Genomic DNA, 20,415 nt, shown 5'->3' on the forward strand with positions numbered 1-20,415 from the left:
CCCTCACCGGGCGCCACCGGGAAACAGCCGGGCCGGGGACAGGAAGTCCAGGTCCGGGCGGGCGGTCCCGCACACGAGATCGGCCATTGCCTCGCCGATCGCCGGTCCGAACTTGAAACCGTGTCCCGAGCAGGCCGACGCCACCAGCACCTGAGGCACTCCTGGCACCTCGCCGACCACGAAACGCCGGTCGGCCGTCATCGTGTAGAGGCACGTCAGGCTCTCGGTCACCGGGCCGGCCCCGGGCAGCACCTGGGCCACCGCCTCGGCGAGCAGGGCGAGTTCCCCCTCGGTCGCCGGGGGACGGGGCGCCTGCGGATCCCAGGGCGGGCCGCTGTCCAGGCCCGCCTTGAGGCCGCGGCCGTCGGCCGCGGGGAACCCGTACAGCAGCCCCTGCGGCAGATCCACCGAGAAGCTGCCCAGACCGGACGGGCCCAACGGCCCCGCCGGGTCGGCGGCGAAGTAGGCGTTGACGATACGAATGACCGTCAGATGCGGTGCCAGCGACGGCACTTGGGCTGCTGTCCAGGGGCCGGTGCACAGCACGAGACGGCGGGTGCGCAGCACGCTCTCGCCGGTGCGCACCACGACCTCGTCGCCGTCCGGCTCCCAGTCGACGACCCGAGTGCGGTCCACCAGCGCCGCTCCCGACCGTTCGGCCAGCCCCAGTTGGGCCCGCAGAGTCTCCTGTGCGTCGATGATCCCCGCCCGTGGGTCGTGCACCGCGCCGAATCCGGCAGGCAGCCGCAGCCCCGGGAAGATCCGCGCCGCCTCCTCGGCGTCGACCTGCCGGCAGCCGGGGCCGCGCAGCGGATCGGGGCGGTCCGCCGGCGCCGCGTACAACCCCCCGGTGATGTCGACCAGTTGGGTCTTCGCGGCGTCCTCCAGCTCCTCCCAGGCCCGGTAGGCGGTGTCGACCAGACCGTCCCAGTCGGGGTGGGGATAGGCGCGGCGGATCATCCGGGTTGCACCGTGCGAGGACCCCAGGTCGTGGTCCAGGGCGTACTGCTCCAGCCCCAGGACGTCGAGTCCGCGCAGGGCAAGCCGACGCAGGGCGGCACTGCCGTGCACGCCGAGGCCGACCACGATCGCGTCACGGCACCGGGATTCGCGGTGCGCCCTACGGGGCGCGGGGGCAGCGTCTGTGGCGGGAGACACGGACGCCGTCAGAGCTGCCGAGGGCGCCGGTGAGGGCGTTGCGGAGCCGACCGCAGGCACCGGGCCCTGCGAGGCCGAGGCCGTGCCGTGCACGCGGACGATCTCCCGCACCGCCTCGACCAGGGCATCCAGGTCCGCCCCGTCGTTGTACACGTGCACCGAGGCCCGGACCACCTTGACGAGGCCCCGGGGATCCATGTCCCAGCGGCCGTGTCCCGCCGGCACCGCGATCAAATGGACCCGGCGGAGGGCGAGTTCGCGTTGTACGTCGGCGGCGTCCAGCCCGTCGACCACGAAGGTGACGATGGCGCCGCCCGCCGCCGACGGGTCGGTGACGTGGACGCCCGGCAGCGCGGCGAGGCGTTCCCGCAGTGCGGCGGCGAGCGTCTCCAGGTGCCGGGAGACGGTGTCCACGCCGAGCGCGCCGAGGTCGGCCAGCGCGGCACCCAGCCCGAGGCGCAGGGCATGCGCGGCCTCCCACAGCTCGAACCGCTTGGCGTCCGGCACCAGTTCCCAGCTCCGCTCGGCGGTCCAAAGGGCGCCTCGGACATCGGGCGCCTCGGGGACGAGCCGGTCCAGAAGGGGGCGCCGGACCGCGAGCAGCCCGGTGCCGCGCGGGGCGCGCAGGAACTTGCGGCCGGTCCCGATGAGCAAGTCGCAGCCGATGGCGCTCATGTCGACCGGCAACTGGCCGAGCGACTGGGTCGCGTCCAGCAGGAAGGGCACACCATGGGCGCCGGCCAACGCGCCGATTCCGGCGGCGGGTTCGACCAGACCCGAGGAGGTCGGCACATGGGCCGCGGTGACCAGGGCTGCGGGACCAGCGCGCAGCGCCGTCTCCAGTGCCTCCAAGTCAACTGCTCCGTCAGGACCGTTGGGCAGCAGTTCGACCCGGACACCGTGGTCGCGTTCGACGGACAGCAGGTGCAGGGCGCTGCTGACGTAGCTGGAGCGGGCGGCCAGCACCCGGTCGCCGGGGCGCAGCCGCAGCGCCGACACCGCGCGCTGCCAGCCGGCCGTCGCGCTCTCGACGAGGGCGACCTCCTCCGGCCGGGCGCCGAGGAGTTCGGCGGTACGCGCGTAGACGGCTTCCAGAGCGGGGGCCGCGTGTTTGGCGGCTTCGTAGCCGCCGGACAGGCTCTCGGCGCGCAGGTGGTCGATCACCGCCTCGACCGTGCCGTCGGCGAGCAGGGCCGCGCCGGCGGCGTTGAAGTGGTGGCCGGTGACGCAGCCCGGGGTGCGGGCGCGTTCGGCCGCGACGTCCAGCGCCCGGGCGGGCGGGGGCGGTGGCAGCGGTTGCGGGTGAGAGGCGGCGATTCCGGCCGTCACGGAGGCGCTCACAGGGCGATCGTCACGCTCTTGAGCTCGGTGAACCCGTCGACGGCAGCGTCGCCGAGGTCCCTGCCGAGGCCGGACTGCTTCATTCCGCCGAAGGCCACGGCGGGGTCGAACTCGTTGTACGTGTTGACCCACACGGTGCCGGCCTCCAGCGCGGCAGCGGTGCGGTGGGCGCGAGCCAGACTGCCGGTCCACACACCGGCGGCGAGCCCGTAGTCGCTGTCGTTGGCCAGGGCTATCGCCTCCTCCTCGCTGTCGAAGGGGAGGACCGTGGCGACCGGGCCGAAGATCTCCTCCCGGGCGATCCGCATGTCGGGGGTGACACCGGTGAACACCGTCGGCCGCACGAACCAGCCCGCCCCGGGCAGCGGTTCACCGCCCACGGCCACCTCGGCGCCCTCGGCGCGGCCCAGTTCGACATAGCCGGTGACGCGGTCGTACTGCTCCTGCGACACCAGAGGACCGATGTTGATGCCGCCTTCCAGACCCGGGCCGATCCGCAGCGCCTCCACCGCAGGCACCAGCCGGTCGAGCAGCTCCTTGACGATCGTGCGCTCCACCAGCAGCCTGCTCCCTGCTGTGCACATCTGTCCGGAGTGGCCGAACACCGCACGCACGGCGGCCGGGACGGCGGCGTCCAGATCGGCGTCGGCGAAGACGATGTTGGGGGACTTGCCGCCCAGTTCGAGCGTGAGCCGCTTCAACGACGGGGCCGCCGCGGCCATGATCTGCCGCCCGACCTCGGTCGACCCGGTGAAGGACACCTTGGCGACGCCGGGATGGCCGACCAGTTCCGCACCCGTACGCCCGTCACCGGTCAGCACGTTGACCACGCCCTCGGGCACGCCCGCCTCCAGACAGAGCGCGACCAGCCGCAGCGCGGTGAGCGGGGTCTGCTCGGCCGGCTTGACCACGACCGTGCAGCCGGCGGCCAGGGCGGGGGCGATCTTCCAGGCGGCGATCATGAAGGGGAAGTTCCACGGCAGTACGGCGGCGACCACGCCGACCGGTTCGCGCACGCTGTACACGTGCCGGTCGGGACCGCCTGCGTGCACGGTGCCCGCCAGCCGGGTCGGGGTGCCGGCGAAGTGGCGGAGGGCCTGCAGACCGAGGTCGACGTCGCCGCGGGCGCGCTCGATGGCCTTGCCGTTGTCCAGGGTGTCCAGGACCGCCAGTTGCTCGGCGTCGCGTTCCACCAGGTCGGCGAGGCGCAGCAGCACGTCACGTCGCTGCCGGGGTGGCAGTCCGCGCCAGCGGCCGTCGCGGTGTGCGGCGCCGGCGGCCGCGACTGCCGCGGACACCTCCTCGGGTCCGGCCTGGGCGATGGTCGTGAGCTGCTCTCGGGTGGCGGGGTCGAGCACCGGGATCCGCTCCCGCGCGGTGCCCGTCGTCCACTCGCCGCCGATGAGCATGGGTTCGCAGTCCGGCAGCCGGGGGATCGCGATGCTGGGGTCCAAGGTGTTCTCCTTCTGGGGCGGGACGCCCACCGGGTGCTGTGCTATGACTCGGCCCTCGTTTCCGATCCCGGCCTCACGCGTGTGGTCCGGGACGGTGGGTGGGATCGGGCCACGGCTCGCGGATCGCCGCGGAGACCGCCCGGGCTGTGGTGAGGACACAGCGGTCGAACTCCGCCGCGCCGTGCTTCGGGTCGGCGTCGGTCACGTCCCGGCCCCAGACCCCGGTCTCGCTGACCTGGTCCATGCGGTAGTCCCAGAACGAGTCGACGTCGACATGGGAGGTGGCCCGCTCCATCCGGACCAGCTCCGGCGCCAGATGCAGCATCACGGACGTCTCGAAGAAGTTGGCGTGCATCAGCGCCCGCCCGTAGGTGACGTGCCCGTCGACCTCGGGTCCCGGGTACATCGTCACGTACCCCAACGCCCTTACCCGGGCATCACGATGACGGACCCTCAGCTTCTCGGCCGACACGTCGAGCGCGCCGTTGTTCCAGATGTGCCCGTTGAGCAGGATGAACTGCCGTACCCCAGAGCCGTACAACGAGTCGATGACATCCTCGACGACGGCGATCATGGTCTCCGGCCGCAGCGCCACCGTCCCGGCGAAGTCGCCGTGGGAAGCCGACACCCCGAAGCTGAGGGGCGGAAGGACGGGCACGCCCGTCAGGGCGGAGACTCCCAGGGCGACAGCCTCGCAAATGCGGGTGTCCACTGCGAGCGGGAGATGGGGGCCGTGCTGCTCGGTGGCGCCGACGGGGATGATGACGGCGTCCTGGCCCGCGGCGGTGGACTCCGCCTCCGGCCAGGTCAGCTCCCCCCACAGCACCGGCGAGCCGGTGCCGCCCAACTGCTCGGCGAGTTCCGGGACATCGAGCCCTGTGGGTACGTTGCGTCCGGACGACCCGGTGACGAAGGCGGACATGCCTCTCCTTTCCTCGGGGCCGGTGGCGTTCACCACTGGCGCCGGCTCTTCTCGGGCAGCAGGTCCAGGGCACGCAGCGGGACGGGCTTGTCCCCGTCGACCGTGGTGACCCACACCGTGGCGTCCGGGCAGTAGTCGCTGATCAGTTCACGGCACACCCCGCACGGGGCGATGATCCGGAACCGGCCCGCCGGCTTGATCTGCACCGAGACCACCGACGCGATGCTCAGCGGCGCCCCGGCGGGCAGGGCGCCCCGGGCGGTGCCCATGGCCACTCCCTCGGCGCAGATCGAACTGCGCCGGCAGGACCCCTCCACGTGGACGCCGGTGTGGACGCGGCCGTCCGCCGTACGCAGCGCGGTCGCCACCTCGTGACGTCCCGACTGCCAGACGCGGGCCAGCAGGTTCTGTGCTGTGGCGAGGAGTTCGACGTCGGCCGCGCTCATCGACAGCGGGGCGGGCACGGGCCGGACATCAGTCGCGCTCATGCCGTCAGGCCCAGCAGCCGGGCCATGTTGCCGCCCTCGATCAGTGCCTTGTCCTTCTCGTCCTCGACCGCCTTCGTGATCTTCATGCGTTCCAGGTCGAAGTCCGAGCCGGGCCACTCACTGCCCATCAGGATCTTCTCGGGCCCCAACCGCGCGTAGGCACGCTTCACATCGCTCATCAGCGTCGCCGACGTCTCCAGGTAGACGTGCGGCTGTCGTTCGGCCACGATGATCGCCTCCGGCACGTTCCACACCGCCCCCATGTGCGCGATGATCGTCGGCACCCGCGGATGGTCACGCGCGATCTCCTCGATGGCCAGCGGCGCGCAGAACGCGTCGTCGAGGGCGTTGATCAGGACCAGCAGGCCGCGCCGGGCGCACGCCTCGAACACCGGGTCCAACAGACCGTGGTCGGCGACGTGGTAGCCGTGCAGGCTCGGGTGCAGCTTCAGCCCCACCAGCCCCGCGTCGGCCATCCGGTCGATCTCGTCGATCGCGTCGTCGGCCTGCGGGAGCACCTGCCCGAAACCGAAGAAACGGTCCGGATACGCGGCCACCAGCGAGCTGATGAAGTCGTTCTCGATGCGCTGGGCGAGCGAGCACACCATCGCCATGTCCACCCCGGCGGCGTCCATCCGGTCGAGGATGCGCCTGGGCTCGAAGGGCGTGTACGGCGGCGGGGCCTGGCCCTTGCGCGCTCCGGTCAGGTAGTCCGACCGGCCGCGGACGTCCTGCGTGGTGTTGTACGCGTCGATGATCAAAGTGTTTTGTCCTCACTCACTGGACTCAGAGACTCGCTGGACTTGCCGGTCACCAGGGGCAGATGGCAGCGCACGCTGCGGCCGGGCGCGATCTCGCGCAGCTCGGGCCTGCTGGTACGGCACTGCTCCGTGGCGATGGGGCACCGGGTGCGGAACAGACAGCCCTCGGGTGGATTCGCCGGATCGGGCAACTCGCCTTCCAGGACCTGCTGTTCACGCGGCTTGTCAGGCCGCAGCGCGGGAACGGAGGACAGCAGCGCGCGGCTGTAGGGGTGGGCGGGCCCGGAGAAGAAGTTGTCCCGGGAGGCGATCTCGATGATCTGGCCGAGGTACATGACGGCGATCCGGTCGGCGATGTGCCGTACGACACCCAGGTCGTGCGAGATGAACAGCATCGTCAGACCCCGGTCGCGAACCAGGTCCGACAGCAGGTTCAGCACCTGGGCCTGGATCGACACGTCCAGTGCCGACACGGCCTCGTCGGCCACCACGAACTGCGGCGACGAGGCGAGCGCCCGCGCGATGCCGATGCGCTGGCGCTGACCGCCGGAGAACTCGTGCGGCCTGCGCCCGCCGGCCTCCGCGCCCAGCCCGACCAGGTCGAGCAGCTCGGCCACCGCCTTCGCGGCCTCGCCGCGGGAGGCGCCGCGCGCCCGCAGCAGCGGTTCGGCGACGATGTCGGCGATCCTGCGCCGCGGATTGAGCGAACCGAACGGGTCCTGGAAGACCATCTGCAGCTCGGCCCGCGTACGGCGCAGCCGCTGTCCGCGCATCCGGGTGAGGTCCAAGCCGCCGAACTCGATCCGGCCCGAGGTGGGTTCGATGACTCGCAGCAGAGCCCGGCCGAGCGTGGACTTGCCGCACCCCGACTCGCCGACCAGACCGAGGGTCTCGCCCTGGAGGATGTCGAGGTCGATGTCCCGCAGCGCCCTGACCCGGCCTCCGGCCCGTCCCCGGTACTCGACCCGCAGTTCGCGGGCCTGGATGAGTGCGGCGGTCATGCGTTGCCTCCCTGGGAGCGGGCCGCGGCACGGGCGGGGTCCGGAAGTACGCAGGCGTCGAGGTGCCCATCGCCGCCGAACCGCCGGCGCAGCTCGGGACGTTTGGCGCACGCGTCGTGGACGAACGGACACCGGGGCGCGAACGCGCAGCCGAGCGGTCGGTCCACCCCGGTCAGCGGGCTGCCTGCGATGGTGGGCAGGCGTCGTACGACCGGACCGTCGATCGGCGGTACCGACCCGAGCAGCCCCATCGTGTACGGGTGTTGGGGGTGGAACAGCACTTCCTCGCGCAGCCCCTGCTCCACGATCCGCCCCGCGTACATGACGGCCACCCGGTCGGCGACCTCGGCCACGACGCCCAGGTCATGGGTGATCAGTAGCACGGAGGTGCCGTGGTCGCGCTGGACCCGCTTGAGGACGGCGAGGACCTGGGCCTGGATCGTGACGTCCAGCGCGGTGGTGGGCTCGTCCGCGATCAGCACGGCCGGGTCGTTGGCCAGGCCCATGGCGATCACCACGCGCTGGCGCATGCCGCCGGACAACTGGTGCGGGTAGGCGCGCGCCGCCCGGTCCGGGCCGGCGATGCCGACCTCGCCTAGCAGTTCCACGGCACGGCTCCTCGCCTGCTCGCGCGGCACGGTGCGGTGCGCGCGGATCATCTCGGAGACCTGGGCGCCCGCCCGGTGCAGCGGGTTGAGCGCGGCCAGCGCGTCCTGGAAGACGACCGCGATGTCCTTGCCGCGGACGGCGCGCAGTTCTCGCTCCGACGCGGCGACGAGGTCACGGCCGTCGACGGCCACCTGGCCGCTGATGTGGGTGCGCGGGCCACGGTTCAGACCGACCAGGCTCATCGACAGAGCGGACTTGCCGGATCCCGACTCGCCCACCAGCGCCAGGACTTCGCCCTGTCGCAGGGTCAGATCCACACCGTCCACGGCCGGCAGTCGGCCGCCCGGAACGTCGAACTGCACGCGCAGATCCCGGATCTCCAGCACGGGAGCGGGCTCGGGAGTGTCCGCGTCCGGAGTGTGTTCGAGCGTGGACGTCATGAGGCGGTGCCCACGGCCACCGCGGCGGTGTGGATCATGTCGGCGACGCGCTGCGGCCACACCAGTGTCGTGTAGTGGCTGCCCGGCACGTGTTCGACGGTCGCCTTCATCCGCGTCGCCATGTCGTTCTGGGCCTCTGGGCGCAGCGTGCGGTCGTCGTCGGCGACCATGTACCAGCTGGGCAGGGTGCGCCAGGCGGGCGTACCGGTCGCCTGGCGGAAGATGAGGTCCTCCGCCTTGCGACCCTCCGCCTCGACAACGGCCCGCTGGTCGGCGGAGAGATCGGGTCCGATCTCGGCCCAGAACTCCGGGCTCGGCTCCGACTTCCACTCACCGTCCGGACCGCGCCGCATGTATTTGGAGATCTCGGCCGGTTCGTACCGCTCGACGATCTTGTTGACGGTCTCGCCCTCGGCGGGGCCGAACGCGGCGATGTACACGAGCCCCTTGACCCGCGGATCGCGGCCGACGTTGCTGATGACCGCGCCGCCGTAGGAGTGCCCGGCCAGCAGTACGGGGCCCGTCGTCGCCTCCAGGGCGGCCGCGGTGTTGGCGACATCGGCCTCCAGCGAGGTCATCGGGTTGGTGACGGTGAACAGCCGGTGGCCGAGGGCGGTTAGCAGGGGCGCCACCGCCGACCAGGTCGTCGGCCGTCCACCGGCACCGTGGACCAGGACGATGTCCATGTGGGTCATCCTTTCCGTATCCGCGGATCGAGGACCGTGTAGAGCAGGTCCACCGCGTGGTTGACCAGGGTGAAGAGCAGGGCGATGGCGAGGGCGGCGCCCTGGACGACGGGGTAGTCGCGCTGCAGGACGCCCTGCACCAGCAGGCGGCCGACTCCGGCGTACGAGAAGACCGTCTCGGTGATCACCGAGCCGCCCAGCAGGGACCCGAACTGCAGCCCGAGGACGGTCACGATGGGCAGCCAGGAGTTGCGCAGCACGTGGTGACGGATCACCGCGCTCTCACTCAGGCCCTTCATACGGGCGGTCCTGACGAAGTCGTCGTCGAGGACCTCAAGGACCGAGGCGCGCACAATCCGCGTAATGAACCCGGCCATCGACAGCGCCAACGTGACGGCAGGAAGGATCAGGTGCTCGATCCAGGGCCAGACCAGCTCGGGGCGGTTCTGCAGGATCGCGTCGAGCAGGACGAAGTTGGTTGTCGGGTGGTAGTCGAGCGAGCTGGGCAACCGGCCCAGGACCGGCAGCCAGCGCAGCCACACGCCGAACACGACGATGCCGAGGACACCGAGCGCGAACCAGGGCAGTGAGAAGCTCACCGTGGCCACGGCCCGGGTCGTGGTGTCGATCCAGCTGCCCTTGCGCAGCGCGGCGACGATGCCGCTGACGACACCGAGCAGGATCGCGACGGTCATCGCCGCGAGCGTCAGCTCGATCGTGGCCGGGAGGGCGTCCCCGAGCAGCCCCAGGACGTTGTTGGACCCGTAGAACGAGGTGCCAAGGCGCAGATGCACCAGATCGTTGAGGAAGGTGCCGTACTGGGTGAGCAGCGGCTGGTCCAGCCCGAGTGCCTTGCTGACGCGCTCCTCGTTTGCGGACACCTCGGCCGCGGACAGGTTGTTGCCGCCCGCCGCGAGCGAGGTCGCCGGTGAGCCCGGCAGCAGGCGCATCGCGAGGAACACCAGGCTGGCCAGTGCGAACAGCACGACGGGGATGGCCGCCAGCCGCCGTACGACCAGCAGGACGCCGGCCGTGACCCACTTCGGCCGGTGCGGGCGACGCAGGCGGAGGGAGGGCGCGACGTCGGTGGAGGCACTCATGCCGGCCCCCGGAGGTCGAGTGCGTCGCGCAGGTCGTCGCCCACGAAGTTGCAGGCGACGACGAACAGCAGCGTGAACGTCGCGGGCAGGACGACCAGCCGGGGCGCCGAGTAGAGGAACTCCTGTCCCGCCTGGACCATGTATCCCCAGTCGGGCTGCGGTGGCTGGATCCCCAGGCCGATGTAGGACAGACCGGCGGCGAAGCCGGCCGCGATCGAGAGCGTCATGACGACCTGGGCGAGCATCGGCCCGGCGACGTTCGGCAGCAGCTCCCGGGCGAGGATGCGCGGGGTGCGGGTGCCCCCCAGCCGACAGGCGACGACGTAGTCGCGGGCCGCCTCGCGCGCCGTCAGCGCGCGGGCCAGTCGGGCCAGGCCGGGCGCGAGGGAGACGCCGATACCGAAGACCAGACTGACCGTGCCCGGCCCGGCCATCGCCACCAGCAGGATGACGAGCAGGATGGAGGGGAAGGCGAGGGCGAGATCCACGAGGCGCATCAGGATCTGTTCGACGACACCGCCGACGTACCCGGCGACGAGCCCGATCCCGGTGCCGACGACGGCGGCCAGCGCGGTCGCCGCGAACGCCACGATCAACAGCGGACGGGCGCCGTGCACGAGCCGGGCCAGCTCGTCGCGGCCCAGGTCGTCCGTGCCGAGCGGATGGCCCGCCGAGCCCAGGGGCAGCAGCGCCGACGGGGTCTGACGCAGCGGGTCGGCCTGCACCAGGAGCGGGCCGACGGCCGCCACGAGGATCAGGGCGATCAGGACGAGCCAGGAGAGCAGGGCCGGCCAGGACCGCGCCACCCGGCGACGGCGCAGTACGGCGAGGACGGTCCGCCCGGCCGAGAGGGACGGGGGAGTGGGAGACGGGGGCGTGGGAGGCTGGGCGGCTGCGACCGGCGGGCTGCCGGTGGCCCTGGGGACCGCCGCGGCCGTCGTGTCAGACACTGGCCTTCTCCATGTAACAGCGGTGGTTGGCCAGCGCGCTGGTGTTCATGTTCTTCACGTTCGACCCGCTGACGACGAGGTTGCTGAAGCAGGCCAGCATCGACAGCACCATGTACTCCTCCGCCCAGCGCCGCTGGATCTTGGTGTAGGCGGCGGTGCGCTGCTTGCCGTCGGGGAGGTTCTTCGCCGCGAACAGGTCGGCCGCGAGCGAGTCGACGCCGTCGAGGGTGTCCATGCCGGAGAGCTTGGCGCCGTAGATGCTGGTGGGGCTGGCCATGGCGCCGACCATGTCGTCGGGGTCGGGGACGTAGGTGTTGCGCTCCCAGATCATCAGGTCGTGGTACTCGTCGTCCCCGTTGAGGAGCCGGCTGAAGTACGTGGCCGGGTCGACGGAGGTGGTGGACACCTTGAACCCGACGTCCGTGAGGTTCTGGGCGACGATCTGTGCGGCCTTAGGGTGCCAGGAGTCGCTGGCTGCCATCAGGCGGATGTGGCGGCCCTCGGCGCCGGCCTCGGCGATGAGCCTCTTCGCCTGGGCGGTGTTCTGGGTGCTCAGGTCGGCGAGGCTGGTGCTGTAGGCGCTCTGGGCGGGTGGGATGGCGTATCCCTCGGGTATGGCACCGATACCGAAGAACGCCTGGTTGAGGATGGCCTTGCGGTCGATGGCGAGGTTGATGGCTTTGCGCACCTTGAGCTCGGGGATGCGCCGGGCGTCGATCATCATGATGGCGTCCGCGTTGTGCGGGGTGTCGTAGACCGTGACCGAGCCGTCCTTGCGCAGCTGGGTGGCCGCGGAGTACGGGGTGAACTGGGTGGCCGATATGTCGCCGCTGAGCAGTGAGCTGACGATGGTCGACGGGTCCTGGACCTGGCGCAGCACCAGCCGGTCGACGGGGGGTCTGCCGAGCCGGAAGCCGTCGAAGGCCTCAAGGGTGATGGACTGGCCGGAGGTGGCGGCGGAGTAGGCGAAGGGGCCGGTGCCGACGAGGTGCTTGCCGATGTCGGCGCCGTACTTGTCGAGGGCGGCCTTGGAGATGATGCGGCCGCCGATGTCGGACAGCTTGCCGAGTACGGTCCGGTCCGCCTTCTTGAGGACCATTTTGACGGTGAGGTCGTCCTCGGCGGTCAGCGAGGCGACGTTCGAGCCGAGGCTCGCGAGCGGCCGGGTGGCGCCCTTGGGGAGGGTCTTGTCGTCGGCGTTGAACTGCCGGCCCAGGCTGGCCAGGACGTCGGCTGACGTCAGAGTGGTGCCGTCGTGGAACTTGACGCCGTCGCGCAGGGTGAACGTGTAGGTGAGCCGGTCGTCGGAAATCTTCCAGCTCTTGGCCAGGTCGGGGGTGGGCTCGTTGGTCTCGAAGGAGATGAAGGTAAGGCCGCGGCAGACACAGTCGACGGCCATCCAGTCGCCCAGCGAGGTGTAGAAGGCCGGGTCGTTGACGGCGCTGGTGGAGTCGATGGCGAGGGTCAGGGTGCCGCCCTTGCCACTTGCCTTGGCGTCGTCGGCCGCGGCACCGCAGGCGCTCAGCAGGGCGGGGAGCCCGAAGCCGACTCCCACCCCGAGAAGCCCCGCGCCCCGGAGCATAGTGCGGCGCGACACCGCCGACGGGGCGGAGCCGGGCGAGGGCGATCCATGTGACTGGTCCGGCATGTGGGCCTCCTTGGGCACAGGTCCTCAAAGAATGGATCTAATACTTTCTAGATTGGATCCAAAAACATGTTCAATGGCCACGGAGTCCCCCACGTGTCCCGGGAGTTAAAGGCGTGTGAACCGGGCTGCGAGGACGCCTCGCTGCAAGTGCCGCCGGGCGCCCGCGGTTGGGGCAGCGAGACGCCATGCGGACACTGGCTTCTTGGCCCCATCTGGCCCGGACTTCTTCCTTGGTAGCGCCGGGCTGCCGACGACTCGGTGACGTATGCGTCGAGTCGTCACCGACTCTTCAGGCGCGCACGCATTAACCGCGTCAACACGGAGATCGAGGGCGGTAGGCCGAGAACCGTTCCATCCCGGTGGCGCGTGCGGTCACTACCGGGATCACCGTGACATCGTCGGCTCTTCTACGGGGGGTGCCGCCAGTCGGTGGTCATGTCTGCTCTTCGCGCCGTGTCCGCACACGGCGCTCGATGGCGGCTGTCGGCTCCGGAGGCAGGCGCGCCCCTGGTGGACCACGCAGGCGGCGAAAGCCCCCCGCAGCCTCCTGCCTGACCTCACTCGCGGAATTCAGCTCCGGTCCTGGGACATGATCCGGCGGCGCATCAACTCCGGCCAGGCCACGGGGTCATGGCCGGGAATGAGCTCGTAGCCGCGTTCGGCGGCGATGCTCTTGAGCCGACGGATGGGCTCCACCGTCCGCGCCGGATCGACTCCGATGGAGGCACCGATGGGGCGCTCGTACTCGATGTTCTCGGTGAGGTCGGCGGCGTCGAAGGCGAACACGAAGCCGCCGCCGTCCGCGAGGTCCACCACGAAGCTTTGGTGTCCCGGAGTGTGTCCGGCCGTCAGTACGGCTGTCACCCCGGGGGCGATCTCCACGTCGCCGTCCGCTTGTTGCCAGTCGATGCGAGGGTCGTCGAAGTCGACCCGGAAGATCGCGTTGCGCTCCACCTCCGGCTGCCCGGAGAGACCGTAGGCCAGCTCCTCGCGTTGCACGTGGACCGGCACACGGCCCGCGAAGTGCTTCAGACCGCCGGCATGGTCGGCGTGCAGGTGGCTGACGGCCACGGCGTGGATCGCGTCCATCGCGATGTCGGCTGAGTCAAGGGCTTCCTCCAGCGGCTCGCCGGGCCCCGGCAGGATGGGCCGATAGGCAGGGGAGCCGTAGAAGCGACGTCGCAGGGAGGGGTCCCGGATCAGCGCCGTGTTGAAGCCGGTGTCGAGCAACAGCCAGCCGCCGTCGCACTCCAGGAGAACCGCGGGTACCGGTTCGCGTAGCCGCTCCTCATACGGGGCACCGTGCACCGAAACCGACTTGGGGAGTTCCTCCCACCCCAGCAGAAGCGGCACGACCCTCCGCACGCCGTGCCGTGTCACGAGGGGTCCGGTTGGGGTTGCGGGCGCATCGGCATGATCCGTTCCGCGCTGTGGGAGCCCTGGTTTTGCTGGACGTAGCTGCGGTTCCGGCGGGGGTGAGTCCGGCGCCAAGTGCCGTGGTCGCCGGTCGCCCTGCTGCCGGTGGCCGTCTCGGACCCTGATCCGCACGCGATCGGGACGGCGGGGAGTGCGAGAATGCCCGCTCCTGCCGGCGCTCCGGCCAGGAAGAACTCACGGGGCGACGCGGATGTGACGAGACGGTCGGGCATAGCCTTGCGCTCCTTGGCGGGAGAGAAGAGCGGGCTCAGGAAATCGGCTGCAGGGATCCATACTTTAAATATGTGGATCCAATAATCGGGTTGCAGGGAGGTGAACAACTTCTCTCCCGGTCGTGGTGACCGCCTCGAGCTGAGGACCGACCACCGTCCGCAGGCTGGCATGCGCGGCAACTTTCCACGGACGCAGCTCGGTTCAGCGTCGCTCGCCGCCCCTCTCGCACAGGAGGAATGTCAGGCTGGGGTGCGGGTGCGGTGGGGCAGGAGCATCCAGCGACGGTCCGCCAGCGTGTGTGGTTGTCCGCCGCTGTGCGTCGGCGTTGTCAGTGCTGGATTCCTCTTTCACTGGGTATAAGTACTTTTACGGGCACGGCCGGGGTGTGACGAGGACGAACGGGCAGTCGTTCGCCGGTTGTCTCGGGCGCGGAAGGCGCCGCGTGATGCGGTGATGCGGGCTCGGATGATCGAGCTGAGTTGGTCGGGGCTGCGGGTGCCGGCCTGACCGTCCGGAGGGCGCACCTCCGATCGTCCCCCTTCGCTGTCCTGCTCGCAGGCATGCCGTGCTGACCCAGTTCGTCGAGGCCTGCCTGACCACAACCGTCGTCTACCAGACCGCCCCTGAACGACACGCTCCGCCGTGAAAAGACGCGGTCCGCGAGGGAACGCCCCCATCCGCGCCGCGGCCGCCTCGGCGTCGATGAGGGCCTGGGCCCTCTCAGGCGGTGAAGCGGCTCTGGATGTCCGGGCGCTCGGCGAGGTGCTGGGGATAGCCAGGGCCGAGGCGCGGGTGGGTGTCGTCGGCTGTCATCGGTTCCTTGCAGGAGGCGCAAACGACCTCGGCGTCGCTCTGGTGACCGCAGCGGTCGTGGTGGAAGACCACTGGCGGTCCCTGCTCGCCGCTGAGCCAGCGATTGCCCCATGTGTTCATGGCAGCCAACACGCCGAAGAAGTCGCGCCCCTTCTCCGTGAGCACGTAGTCGTAGCGCACCGGTTCGTGCTGGTAGGCCTTCTTCTCCATGAGGCCCTCATCGACCAGGCGGCGGAGACGGTCGGTCAAGGTGTTGCGAGCGATGCCGAGCTCCTGCTGGAACGCGTCGAACCGCTTGATCCCGTAGAAGGCCTCCCGCAGGACCAGCGGCGTCCACCAGTCCCCGAGCATGTCCATGGTGCGCGCGACTGAGCACGGCCAGTTCGCGAAAGAGGTCCGCCTCATAGCCTCAGCATATAGGTCTCACCATAGGACTCAGCATTTCGGACCGGTGGATCCGCAAGCCGAGCGGTGGGTAGCCGCCACCGCGGCGACACGCAACGGTGGTCGTGCTTCCGGTACCCGCGTCGGTGTTCATCCAGCGTGCCCCAGGCCGGGGATGCGGATACCGGACCTTGTGCCGCTCGTCGATGCTGATCAGCACGGTGGTGAGTGGTTCCAGCTTCCGGGCCGGCCGAAGCGCGCCAGCGTCGATGCCATCGCGACCGGTGATCGAGCGCCAGATCGATGGCGACGGTCTTCGCCGGCACGCCGTCGCTGCGGACCAGGACGTCTTCGTGGTCGAGCAGCTCCATCTCGGTCCAGACTGACGGCGGACAGGTGGTCAACGCCCCCACCGGTCGGGCGCCGGGCACCATCCGTTGCGTCTTCTCGGCAGCGCTGCCATCGCCCACGTTCAGGCTGTAGGGACCCCGCTTGTCGAAGCCGAGCGGGGTCACGCAGCTGAGTACCACCTTGCCCGCCAGTTGGGCGCGCAGCGACGCGACCGGCTCCGCATGGCCGTCGTACGGCACTGTGAGCAGCACTGCGTCGGCAGAGCCGGCCGCGGTGGCGTTGTCCGCTCCGCTGATCTGGACAACGTCGCCGACCCGCCTGGCGATGTCGGTTGCCGTTTGCTCTGCACCAGCCGCCGCCGTGCCGCGCCCGGTCCGGCTCGAGCGCCGGCCTGACGGGCGGCGTCATCGAGCGCTCGGGTTACCGGCCCGGCTCGCGCTCCATGGCGCGGACCAGGTCGAGGGCCCGGCCCAGGGTGGTGAGCCGGGCGTCCAGCGTCTCGCCGGCGGGGTAGAAGCGAACGGTGTCGACGCCGGCGTCGCGCCACACCCGCAGCCGGTCCCGCACCATGTCCTCGGTGCCGATGAGCGTGGTGCCCAGCACCATCTCGTCGGTGACCAGTTCGGCCGCGCCGTCCCGGTCGCCGGCCTGCCAGCGCATCCGGACCTCGGCGGCGACGTCGGCCCAGCCCTGGCGGCTGTATGCGTTGTTGTAGAAGTTGGTGCTCGCGGAGCCCATGCCACCCAGGCTGAAGGCCAGTTCCTTCTTCCGGCCGGCCACCATCGCCCGCAGTGCGTCCTCGTCCTTGGCGAAGGCCACCTCGGCGCCCTGGCAGATGTCGAAGTCCGCGCGTGAGCGGCCGGAGGCGGTGAGGCCCGCGTCCAGGTGGTCGAAGTAGGCCGCTTTGGCGCCCTCGGGCACGAAGCTGGTGCCGAGCCAGCCGTCGGCGATCTCGCCGGTCAGTTGCAGCATCTTAGGTGAGAGGGTCGCCAGGTAGATCGGGATGTCGTGCTCGGCGCGCATTGACAGGCGCATGGGCTTGGCATCCCTACCGGGCAGCGGGATCTGGAACTCCCGCCCGGCGTAGAAGATCTTCTCGCCCGCGGCGGCCTGCCGCACGATCTCGACGGTCTCCCGCATCCGTGACAACGGCCGGTCGAAGGGTACGCCGTGCAGGCCTTCGATCACTTGCGGGCCGGAGGGGCCGAGTCCCAGCAGGAAGCGCCCCTGGGAGATCTGCGACAGGGTGATCGCCGCTCGGGCGATGGCCATCGGCGTGCGGGTGGCGAGCTGGATGATCCCGGAGCCGAGCAGTATGCGCTCCGTCCGGGCGGCGAGATACCCCAGCGGCGACGGTGCCTCGGATCCCCACGCCTCCGCCACCCAGCAGATGTTCAGGCCCAGCTTCTCCGCCTCGATGACGAAGTCCACCGTCTCCGGCCAGCTGCCCCCGGATGCCTCGATCGTGGTCGACGTACGCATCACACACTCGCCTTTCCGGACTTCTCCGCAAGCTTTTTGATCGCCGTGAGAGTGACGCTGATGTTGGTCTCGAACTCCCGCATCCGCACGAAGACGATCTTCTGTTCCTTCTCCGGCATGCGGTCGATGGCAAACGAAAGACCGGAGCGGCCCGGTCCCAGCTGCATCCACTGCCGCAGCAGCGTCCCGCCGTCCTCGGGGTCGAGGGAGAATCGCCAGATCGCCGAAGGCTGCTCGGGGTCCTCAACCGCCCAGGCGAACACCCTGGGCGGCTCGTACTCCACAACGTGGGAGGTGGTGGCCCACTCACCCAGCGCCTCGTGGCTGCTCCGGCCCACAAAGCGGACCCCCGGCGCGGGTTGTGTCGCCCCGTCCAGCCACTCCACCGACTGCAACTCCGCGCTCAGGCTCGGCATCAGCTCGATGTCGGTCACCAGCCCCCATACCCGTTCCGGCGGGGCGGCGATCCAGATCGGCACCTCGACCGTCGGCTTGTCTGCGTAGCGCGTGCCCGTCCATTCCATGGCCCGGCGGCCTCCTCATTCGGTAGTGACGATCCCCGTAAATTTGGGGTCTGAACAGTAAAGTTGTGTAGATAGACTTATGTGTCAAGTCGTGGGCTGCTGCGGCGCTACCGGGTAACTGCCGCAGCTCGTGAACCGCGCAGGCGCAGGCCGCCCGCCGCGATGTGGCAGCCCGTAAGGCCGACGTCAGGACAGATGCGCCGATCCGAGGAGGCGGTCGGCGAGTACGTTGAGCCGGTGGGCCGGCGAGCCGAGTAGTGAGCGCCGCGCACGGGCGCGCCTGAGCAGTACGTGGGACCGGTGCTCCCAGGTGAAGCCGATGCCCCCATGGGTCTGCAGGGCGTCGGCCGTCACTGCCTCGACCGCGTCGGCCGCCGCCGCGAGCGCGGTACGAGCCGCCACGTCGGCGTCAGCACGCTTGCCGTCGATGGCGTGGGCCGCCCCTCGGACGAGCATCCAGGCGGCGTCGAGCTGGACGGACCGGTCAGCGAGTACGTGCTTGATGGCCTGGAACGATCCGATCGGTCGGCCGAACTGCCGACGCTGCCCGGCATACTCAACGGCGCCCTCCAGCGCGCGTCGCCCGGTGCCGATGAGCTCGGCTGCCAGCACGGTGATCAGGCGGGCGGCCGTATGTGCGCCGAGCGGTCCGAGCGGTATGGCGGATGCGCCGGTCAGCCGCAGGCTCGCCATCGGCTCGGTGACGTCCAGCGACTCCACGGAGGTCCGCGCGGTGGTCGGCTCGGCGAGTTCCACGAGGACCGGCCGCGCCGGGGCGCTGCCCTCGTCGGCGAAAGCCAGCAGCAGTTCGGCGTCGAGGCCGAACGGCACCGCTGCCAGCATGCCGTCCGCCGCCGAGCCGTTCAGCGTCAGCGAGCCCGCCCGCCGGCCGGGCACCATGTCGGCAGGGAAGGTCTCCCAGGCCGGTACGGCGACGGTGGAGCCGCCCACGACGCCGGCCAGCGCGGCTCGCGCGCCGGGACTGTCGGCGTGCTCGGCCAGCACTGCGGCGACGGTCGCGGTGGCGGCGAACGGGAGGGTCGGCAGGGCCGACCCCACCCGCTCCGCCAGGACACACAGGTCCGCAACACCGCCACCCGAGCCGCCCAGCCTCTCGGGCACGCCCAGGCCGAGCAGTCCAAGTTCGGCGAGCGAGGCCCAAAGCTCACGGTTGAGGGTCTGGGGGATGGCGTCCCAAGGCGGAGGAAGGGTGTTCCTGCGGGCGTGGGCGGCGAGCAACCGCTCTGCGGTTCGGCCCAGTTCGAGCTGTTCGTCGGTTGGCGCGAAGCGCATCGGGGTCTTCCTCGCGTCGGGGGGAAATCCACGGCGCCCAGCATTGACTAGTGAGTCTATCTACGCAACTGTTCTGCTCATTCGCTTACCGAAGACACCAGGAGGTTGTGGTGGAACCGCAGGGCAGCGAGCCGGCCGAGCGCTTCCGCGCTTCGGTGCAGGCATTCGTGGCGGACCTGGTCCCGCCGGACTGGCGGGGCATCGGCGCCCTCGACCCGATCGAGCGCGAGACGTTCCAGGAGAAGACGCGGGCCGCGCTCGCCGAGCGCGGCTGGGTTGCCCCGGCATGGCCGCGGGAGTACGGCGGCGCCGGCCTCGGACCGGCGGAACTGGTCGTCGTCATTGAGGAGCTGACCGCAGCCGGCATTCCTTCCGGCTCGGACAACGACGAGTTCGGCATCACCATGCTGGGCAACACCATGCTGCGCTGGAGCGACCCGACCCTGTTGCGCCGGTTTCTGCCGAGGATCGCCTCCGGCGAGTATGTCTTCGCGCAGGGCTTCTCCGAGCCGGGCGCCGGCTCGGACCTGGCCTCGCTCTCTCTGCGGGCCGAACCGTACGGCAACCAGTGGGTATTGAACGGGCAGAAGCTGTGGTCCTCCGGCGCACACAAGGCGAACTGGACGTTCGTCCTGGCCCGGACCAATCCCGACGCCCCGGCGCACCGCGGCATCAGCATGCTCCTGGTCCCCTTGGACCAACCCGGCATCGACATCCGCCCGATCCGCAACCTCACCGGCGAGGCGGACTTCAACGAGATCTTCTTCGACAACGCGACGACCGAACTCGGCCTGGTCGTGGGAGAGGTCGACCGCGGCTGGACGGTTGCGATGACGCTGCTGGGCTTCGAGCGCGGCGCGACCGCGCTCAAGGCGCCGATCCGCTTCCGCAACGAGCTGGACCGCCTGATCGAGCTGGTCCGGGAGCGCGGGCTGCACCGCGACCCCGACATCCGCCGCCGGATCGCCTGGTGCCATGTCCAGGTCGAGCAACTGCGCTGCCATGGGCTGCGCACCGCCGCCACATTGATCGCCGGAGAGGAACCTGGCCCCGCCGCTGCCGCGTTCAAGCTGCTCTGGAGCGAGTACCACCAGCGGGCCACCGAGCTGGCCGTCGACGTCCTCGGCCTGGACGCGCTGACCCCGACCGGGCGGCCTTCGCCGAACTGGTTCCACACCGACGACCCCGGCGCGCCGAACTCGTCCGCGTCCTGGACCAGCGTCTACCTCAACGCCCGCGCCGGCACGATCTACGCCGGCTCCTCCCAGATCCAACGCGGCATCGTCGGGGAGCTGGTGCTCGGCCTGCCGAAGGAGCCCCGACCCGCGTCCACTGCCGCACGCTGACTGCCGAGAGCCGA

General features: G+C 70.5%; 18 protein-coding genes. 1 reads left to right on the forward strand and 17 read right to left on the reverse strand.

Annotated features, from left to right (window positions below):
* Positions 1–3: 3 nt before the first annotated feature.
* The 17 genes from solA to ACZ4WS_RS42015 all read right to left on the reverse strand — a co-directional run bounded on the left by solA (position 4) and on the right by ACZ4WS_RS42015 (position 19,055).
* Positions 4–2,499, reverse strand: coding sequence for an N-methyl-L-tryptophan oxidase (solA, locus tag ACZ4WS_RS41935; protein WP_467988560.1), 2,496 nt, complete (start codon positions 2,497–2,499; stop codon positions 4–6).
* On the reverse strand, positions 2,496–3,953 hold the full coding sequence (locus ACZ4WS_RS41940; RefSeq protein ID WP_467988561.1) for an aldehyde dehydrogenase family protein: 1,458 nt from the start codon (positions 3,951–3,953) through the stop codon (positions 2,496–2,498). Before ACZ4WS_RS41940 ends, solA begins: the two co-directional genes overlap by 4 nt.
* Before the next feature lie 73 nt (positions 3,954–4,026).
* Entirely contained in the window at positions 4,027–4,875 is an 849-nt protein-coding gene (locus tag ACZ4WS_RS41945; RefSeq protein ID WP_467988563.1) for a creatininase family protein, read from the reverse strand.
* 29 nt (positions 4,876–4,904) lie between these two features.
* Positions 4,905–5,363: a cytidine/deoxycytidylate deaminase family protein gene (locus ACZ4WS_RS41950; protein WP_467988565.1), complete on the reverse strand. Its 459-nt coding sequence runs from the start codon at positions 5,361–5,363 to the stop codon at positions 4,905–4,907.
* Entirely contained in the window at positions 5,360–6,124 is a 765-nt protein-coding gene (locus ACZ4WS_RS41955; protein WP_467988567.1) for an amidohydrolase family protein, read from the reverse strand. Before ACZ4WS_RS41955 ends, ACZ4WS_RS41950 begins: the two co-directional genes overlap by 4 nt.
* The gene (locus ACZ4WS_RS41960) at positions 6,121–7,125 is read right to left on the reverse strand and encodes an ABC transporter ATP-binding protein (protein WP_467988569.1); all 1,005 of its coding nucleotides are present in this window, start codon (positions 7,123–7,125) and stop codon (positions 6,121–6,123) included. The genes ACZ4WS_RS41955 and ACZ4WS_RS41960 overlap by 4 nt, the downstream gene beginning before the upstream one ends.
* Entirely contained in the window at positions 7,122–8,174 is a 1,053-nt protein-coding gene (locus tag ACZ4WS_RS41965) for an ABC transporter ATP-binding protein (RefSeq protein WP_467988571.1), read from the reverse strand. The genes ACZ4WS_RS41960 and ACZ4WS_RS41965 overlap by 4 nt, the downstream gene beginning before the upstream one ends.
* A complete protein-coding gene (locus ACZ4WS_RS41970) occupies positions 8,171–8,860 on the reverse strand; it encodes an alpha/beta hydrolase (protein WP_467988573.1) in 690 nt (229 codons plus the stop codon). The genes ACZ4WS_RS41965 and ACZ4WS_RS41970 overlap by 4 nt, the downstream gene beginning before the upstream one ends.
* A 5-nt stretch (positions 8,861–8,865) precedes the next feature.
* Positions 8,866–9,960: an ABC transporter permease gene (locus ACZ4WS_RS41975; RefSeq protein WP_467988575.1), complete on the reverse strand. Its 1,095-nt coding sequence runs from the start codon at positions 9,958–9,960 to the stop codon at positions 8,866–8,868.
* Positions 9,957–10,910 (reverse strand): ABC transporter permease, encoded by a 954-nt coding sequence (locus ACZ4WS_RS41980; RefSeq protein WP_467988576.1) that lies wholly within the window; start codon positions 10,908–10,910, stop codon positions 9,957–9,959. Before ACZ4WS_RS41980 ends, ACZ4WS_RS41975 begins: the two co-directional genes overlap by 4 nt.
* Positions 10,903–12,558: an ABC transporter substrate-binding protein gene (locus ACZ4WS_RS41985; protein ID WP_467988578.1), complete on the reverse strand. Its 1,656-nt coding sequence runs from the start codon at positions 12,556–12,558 to the stop codon at positions 10,903–10,905. Before ACZ4WS_RS41985 ends, ACZ4WS_RS41980 begins: the two co-directional genes overlap by 8 nt.
* Before the next feature lie 570 nt (positions 12,559–13,128).
* Positions 13,129–13,911, reverse strand: coding sequence for an N-acyl homoserine lactonase family protein (locus ACZ4WS_RS41990; protein ID WP_467988580.1), 783 nt, complete (start codon positions 13,909–13,911; stop codon positions 13,129–13,131).
* Between the two features lie 1,017 nt (positions 13,912–14,928).
* Complete coding sequence (locus ACZ4WS_RS41995) at positions 14,929–15,426, reverse strand: winged helix-turn-helix transcriptional regulator (protein WP_054228522.1); 498 nt, start codon at positions 15,424–15,426, stop codon at positions 14,929–14,931.
* Entirely contained in the window at positions 15,423–16,082 is a 660-nt protein-coding gene (locus tag ACZ4WS_RS42000) for an NAD(P)-binding domain-containing protein (RefSeq protein ID WP_467988688.1), read from the reverse strand. The genes ACZ4WS_RS41995 and ACZ4WS_RS42000 overlap by 4 nt, the downstream gene beginning before the upstream one ends.
* A 94-nt stretch (positions 16,083–16,176) precedes the next feature.
* Positions 16,177–17,238 (reverse strand): LLM class flavin-dependent oxidoreductase, encoded by a 1,062-nt coding sequence (locus ACZ4WS_RS42005; protein WP_467988582.1) that lies wholly within the window; start codon positions 17,236–17,238, stop codon positions 16,177–16,179.
* Complete coding sequence (locus tag ACZ4WS_RS42010; RefSeq protein WP_467988584.1) at positions 17,238–17,762, reverse strand: SRPBCC family protein; 525 nt, start codon at positions 17,760–17,762, stop codon at positions 17,238–17,240. The genes ACZ4WS_RS42005 and ACZ4WS_RS42010 overlap by 1 nt, the downstream gene beginning before the upstream one ends.
* A gap of 186 nt (positions 17,763–17,948) precedes the next feature.
* Entirely contained in the window at positions 17,949–19,055 is a 1,107-nt protein-coding gene (locus tag ACZ4WS_RS42015; protein WP_467988586.1) for an acyl-CoA dehydrogenase family protein, read from the reverse strand.
* Between the two features lie 110 nt (positions 19,056–19,165).
* On the opposite strand from ACZ4WS_RS42015, the gene ACZ4WS_RS42020 reads away from it, so the two are divergent.
* Positions 19,166–20,401, forward strand: a complete 1,236-nt coding sequence (locus ACZ4WS_RS42020) for an acyl-CoA dehydrogenase family protein (RefSeq protein ID WP_467988588.1) — start codon at positions 19,166–19,168, stop codon at positions 20,399–20,401.
* The last annotated feature ends 14 nt before the right edge of the window (positions 20,402–20,415 follow it).

Source organism: Streptomyces sp. NPDC029292 (assembly GCF_055569295.1).

Coding starts and splice junctions, on each gene's coding strand:
- ACZ4WS_RS41965 (WP_467988571.1), bottom strand. CDS start 8,174: ATGACGTCCACGCTCGAACACACTCCGGACGCGGACACTCCCGAGCCC.
- ACZ4WS_RS41975 (WP_467988575.1), bottom strand. CDS start 9,960: ATGAGTGCCTCCACCGACGTCGCGCCCTCCCTCCGCCTGCGTCGCCCG.
- ACZ4WS_RS41960 (WP_467988569.1), bottom strand. CDS start 7,125: ATGACCGCCGCACTCATCCAGGCCCGCGAACTGCGGGTCGAGTACCGG.
- ACZ4WS_RS41995 (WP_054228522.1), bottom strand. CDS start 15,426: ATGAGGCGGACCTCTTTCGCGAACTGGCCGTGCTCAGTCGCGCGCACC.
- ACZ4WS_RS41985 (WP_467988578.1), bottom strand. CDS start 12,558: ATGCCGGACCAGTCACATGGATCGCCCTCGCCCGGCTCCGCCCCGTCG.
- ACZ4WS_RS41950 (WP_467988565.1), bottom strand. CDS start 5,363: ATGAGCGCGACTGATGTCCGGCCCGTGCCCGCCCCGCTGTCGATGAGC.
- ACZ4WS_RS42005 (WP_467988582.1), bottom strand. CDS start 17,238: ATGCGTACGTCGACCACGATCGAGGCATCCGGGGGCAGCTGGCCGGAG.
- ACZ4WS_RS42010 (WP_467988584.1), bottom strand. CDS start 17,762: ATGGAATGGACGGGCACGCGCTACGCAGACAAGCCGACGGTCGAGGTG.
- ACZ4WS_RS41970 (WP_467988573.1), bottom strand. CDS start 8,860: ATGGACATCGTCCTGGTCCACGGTGCCGGTGGACGGCCGACGACCTGG.
- ACZ4WS_RS42015 (WP_467988586.1), bottom strand. CDS start 19,055: ATGCGCTTCGCGCCAACCGACGAACAGCTCGAACTGGGCCGAACCGCA.
- ACZ4WS_RS41945 (WP_467988563.1), bottom strand. CDS start 4,875: ATGTCCGCCTTCGTCACCGGGTCGTCCGGACGCAACGTACCCACAGGG.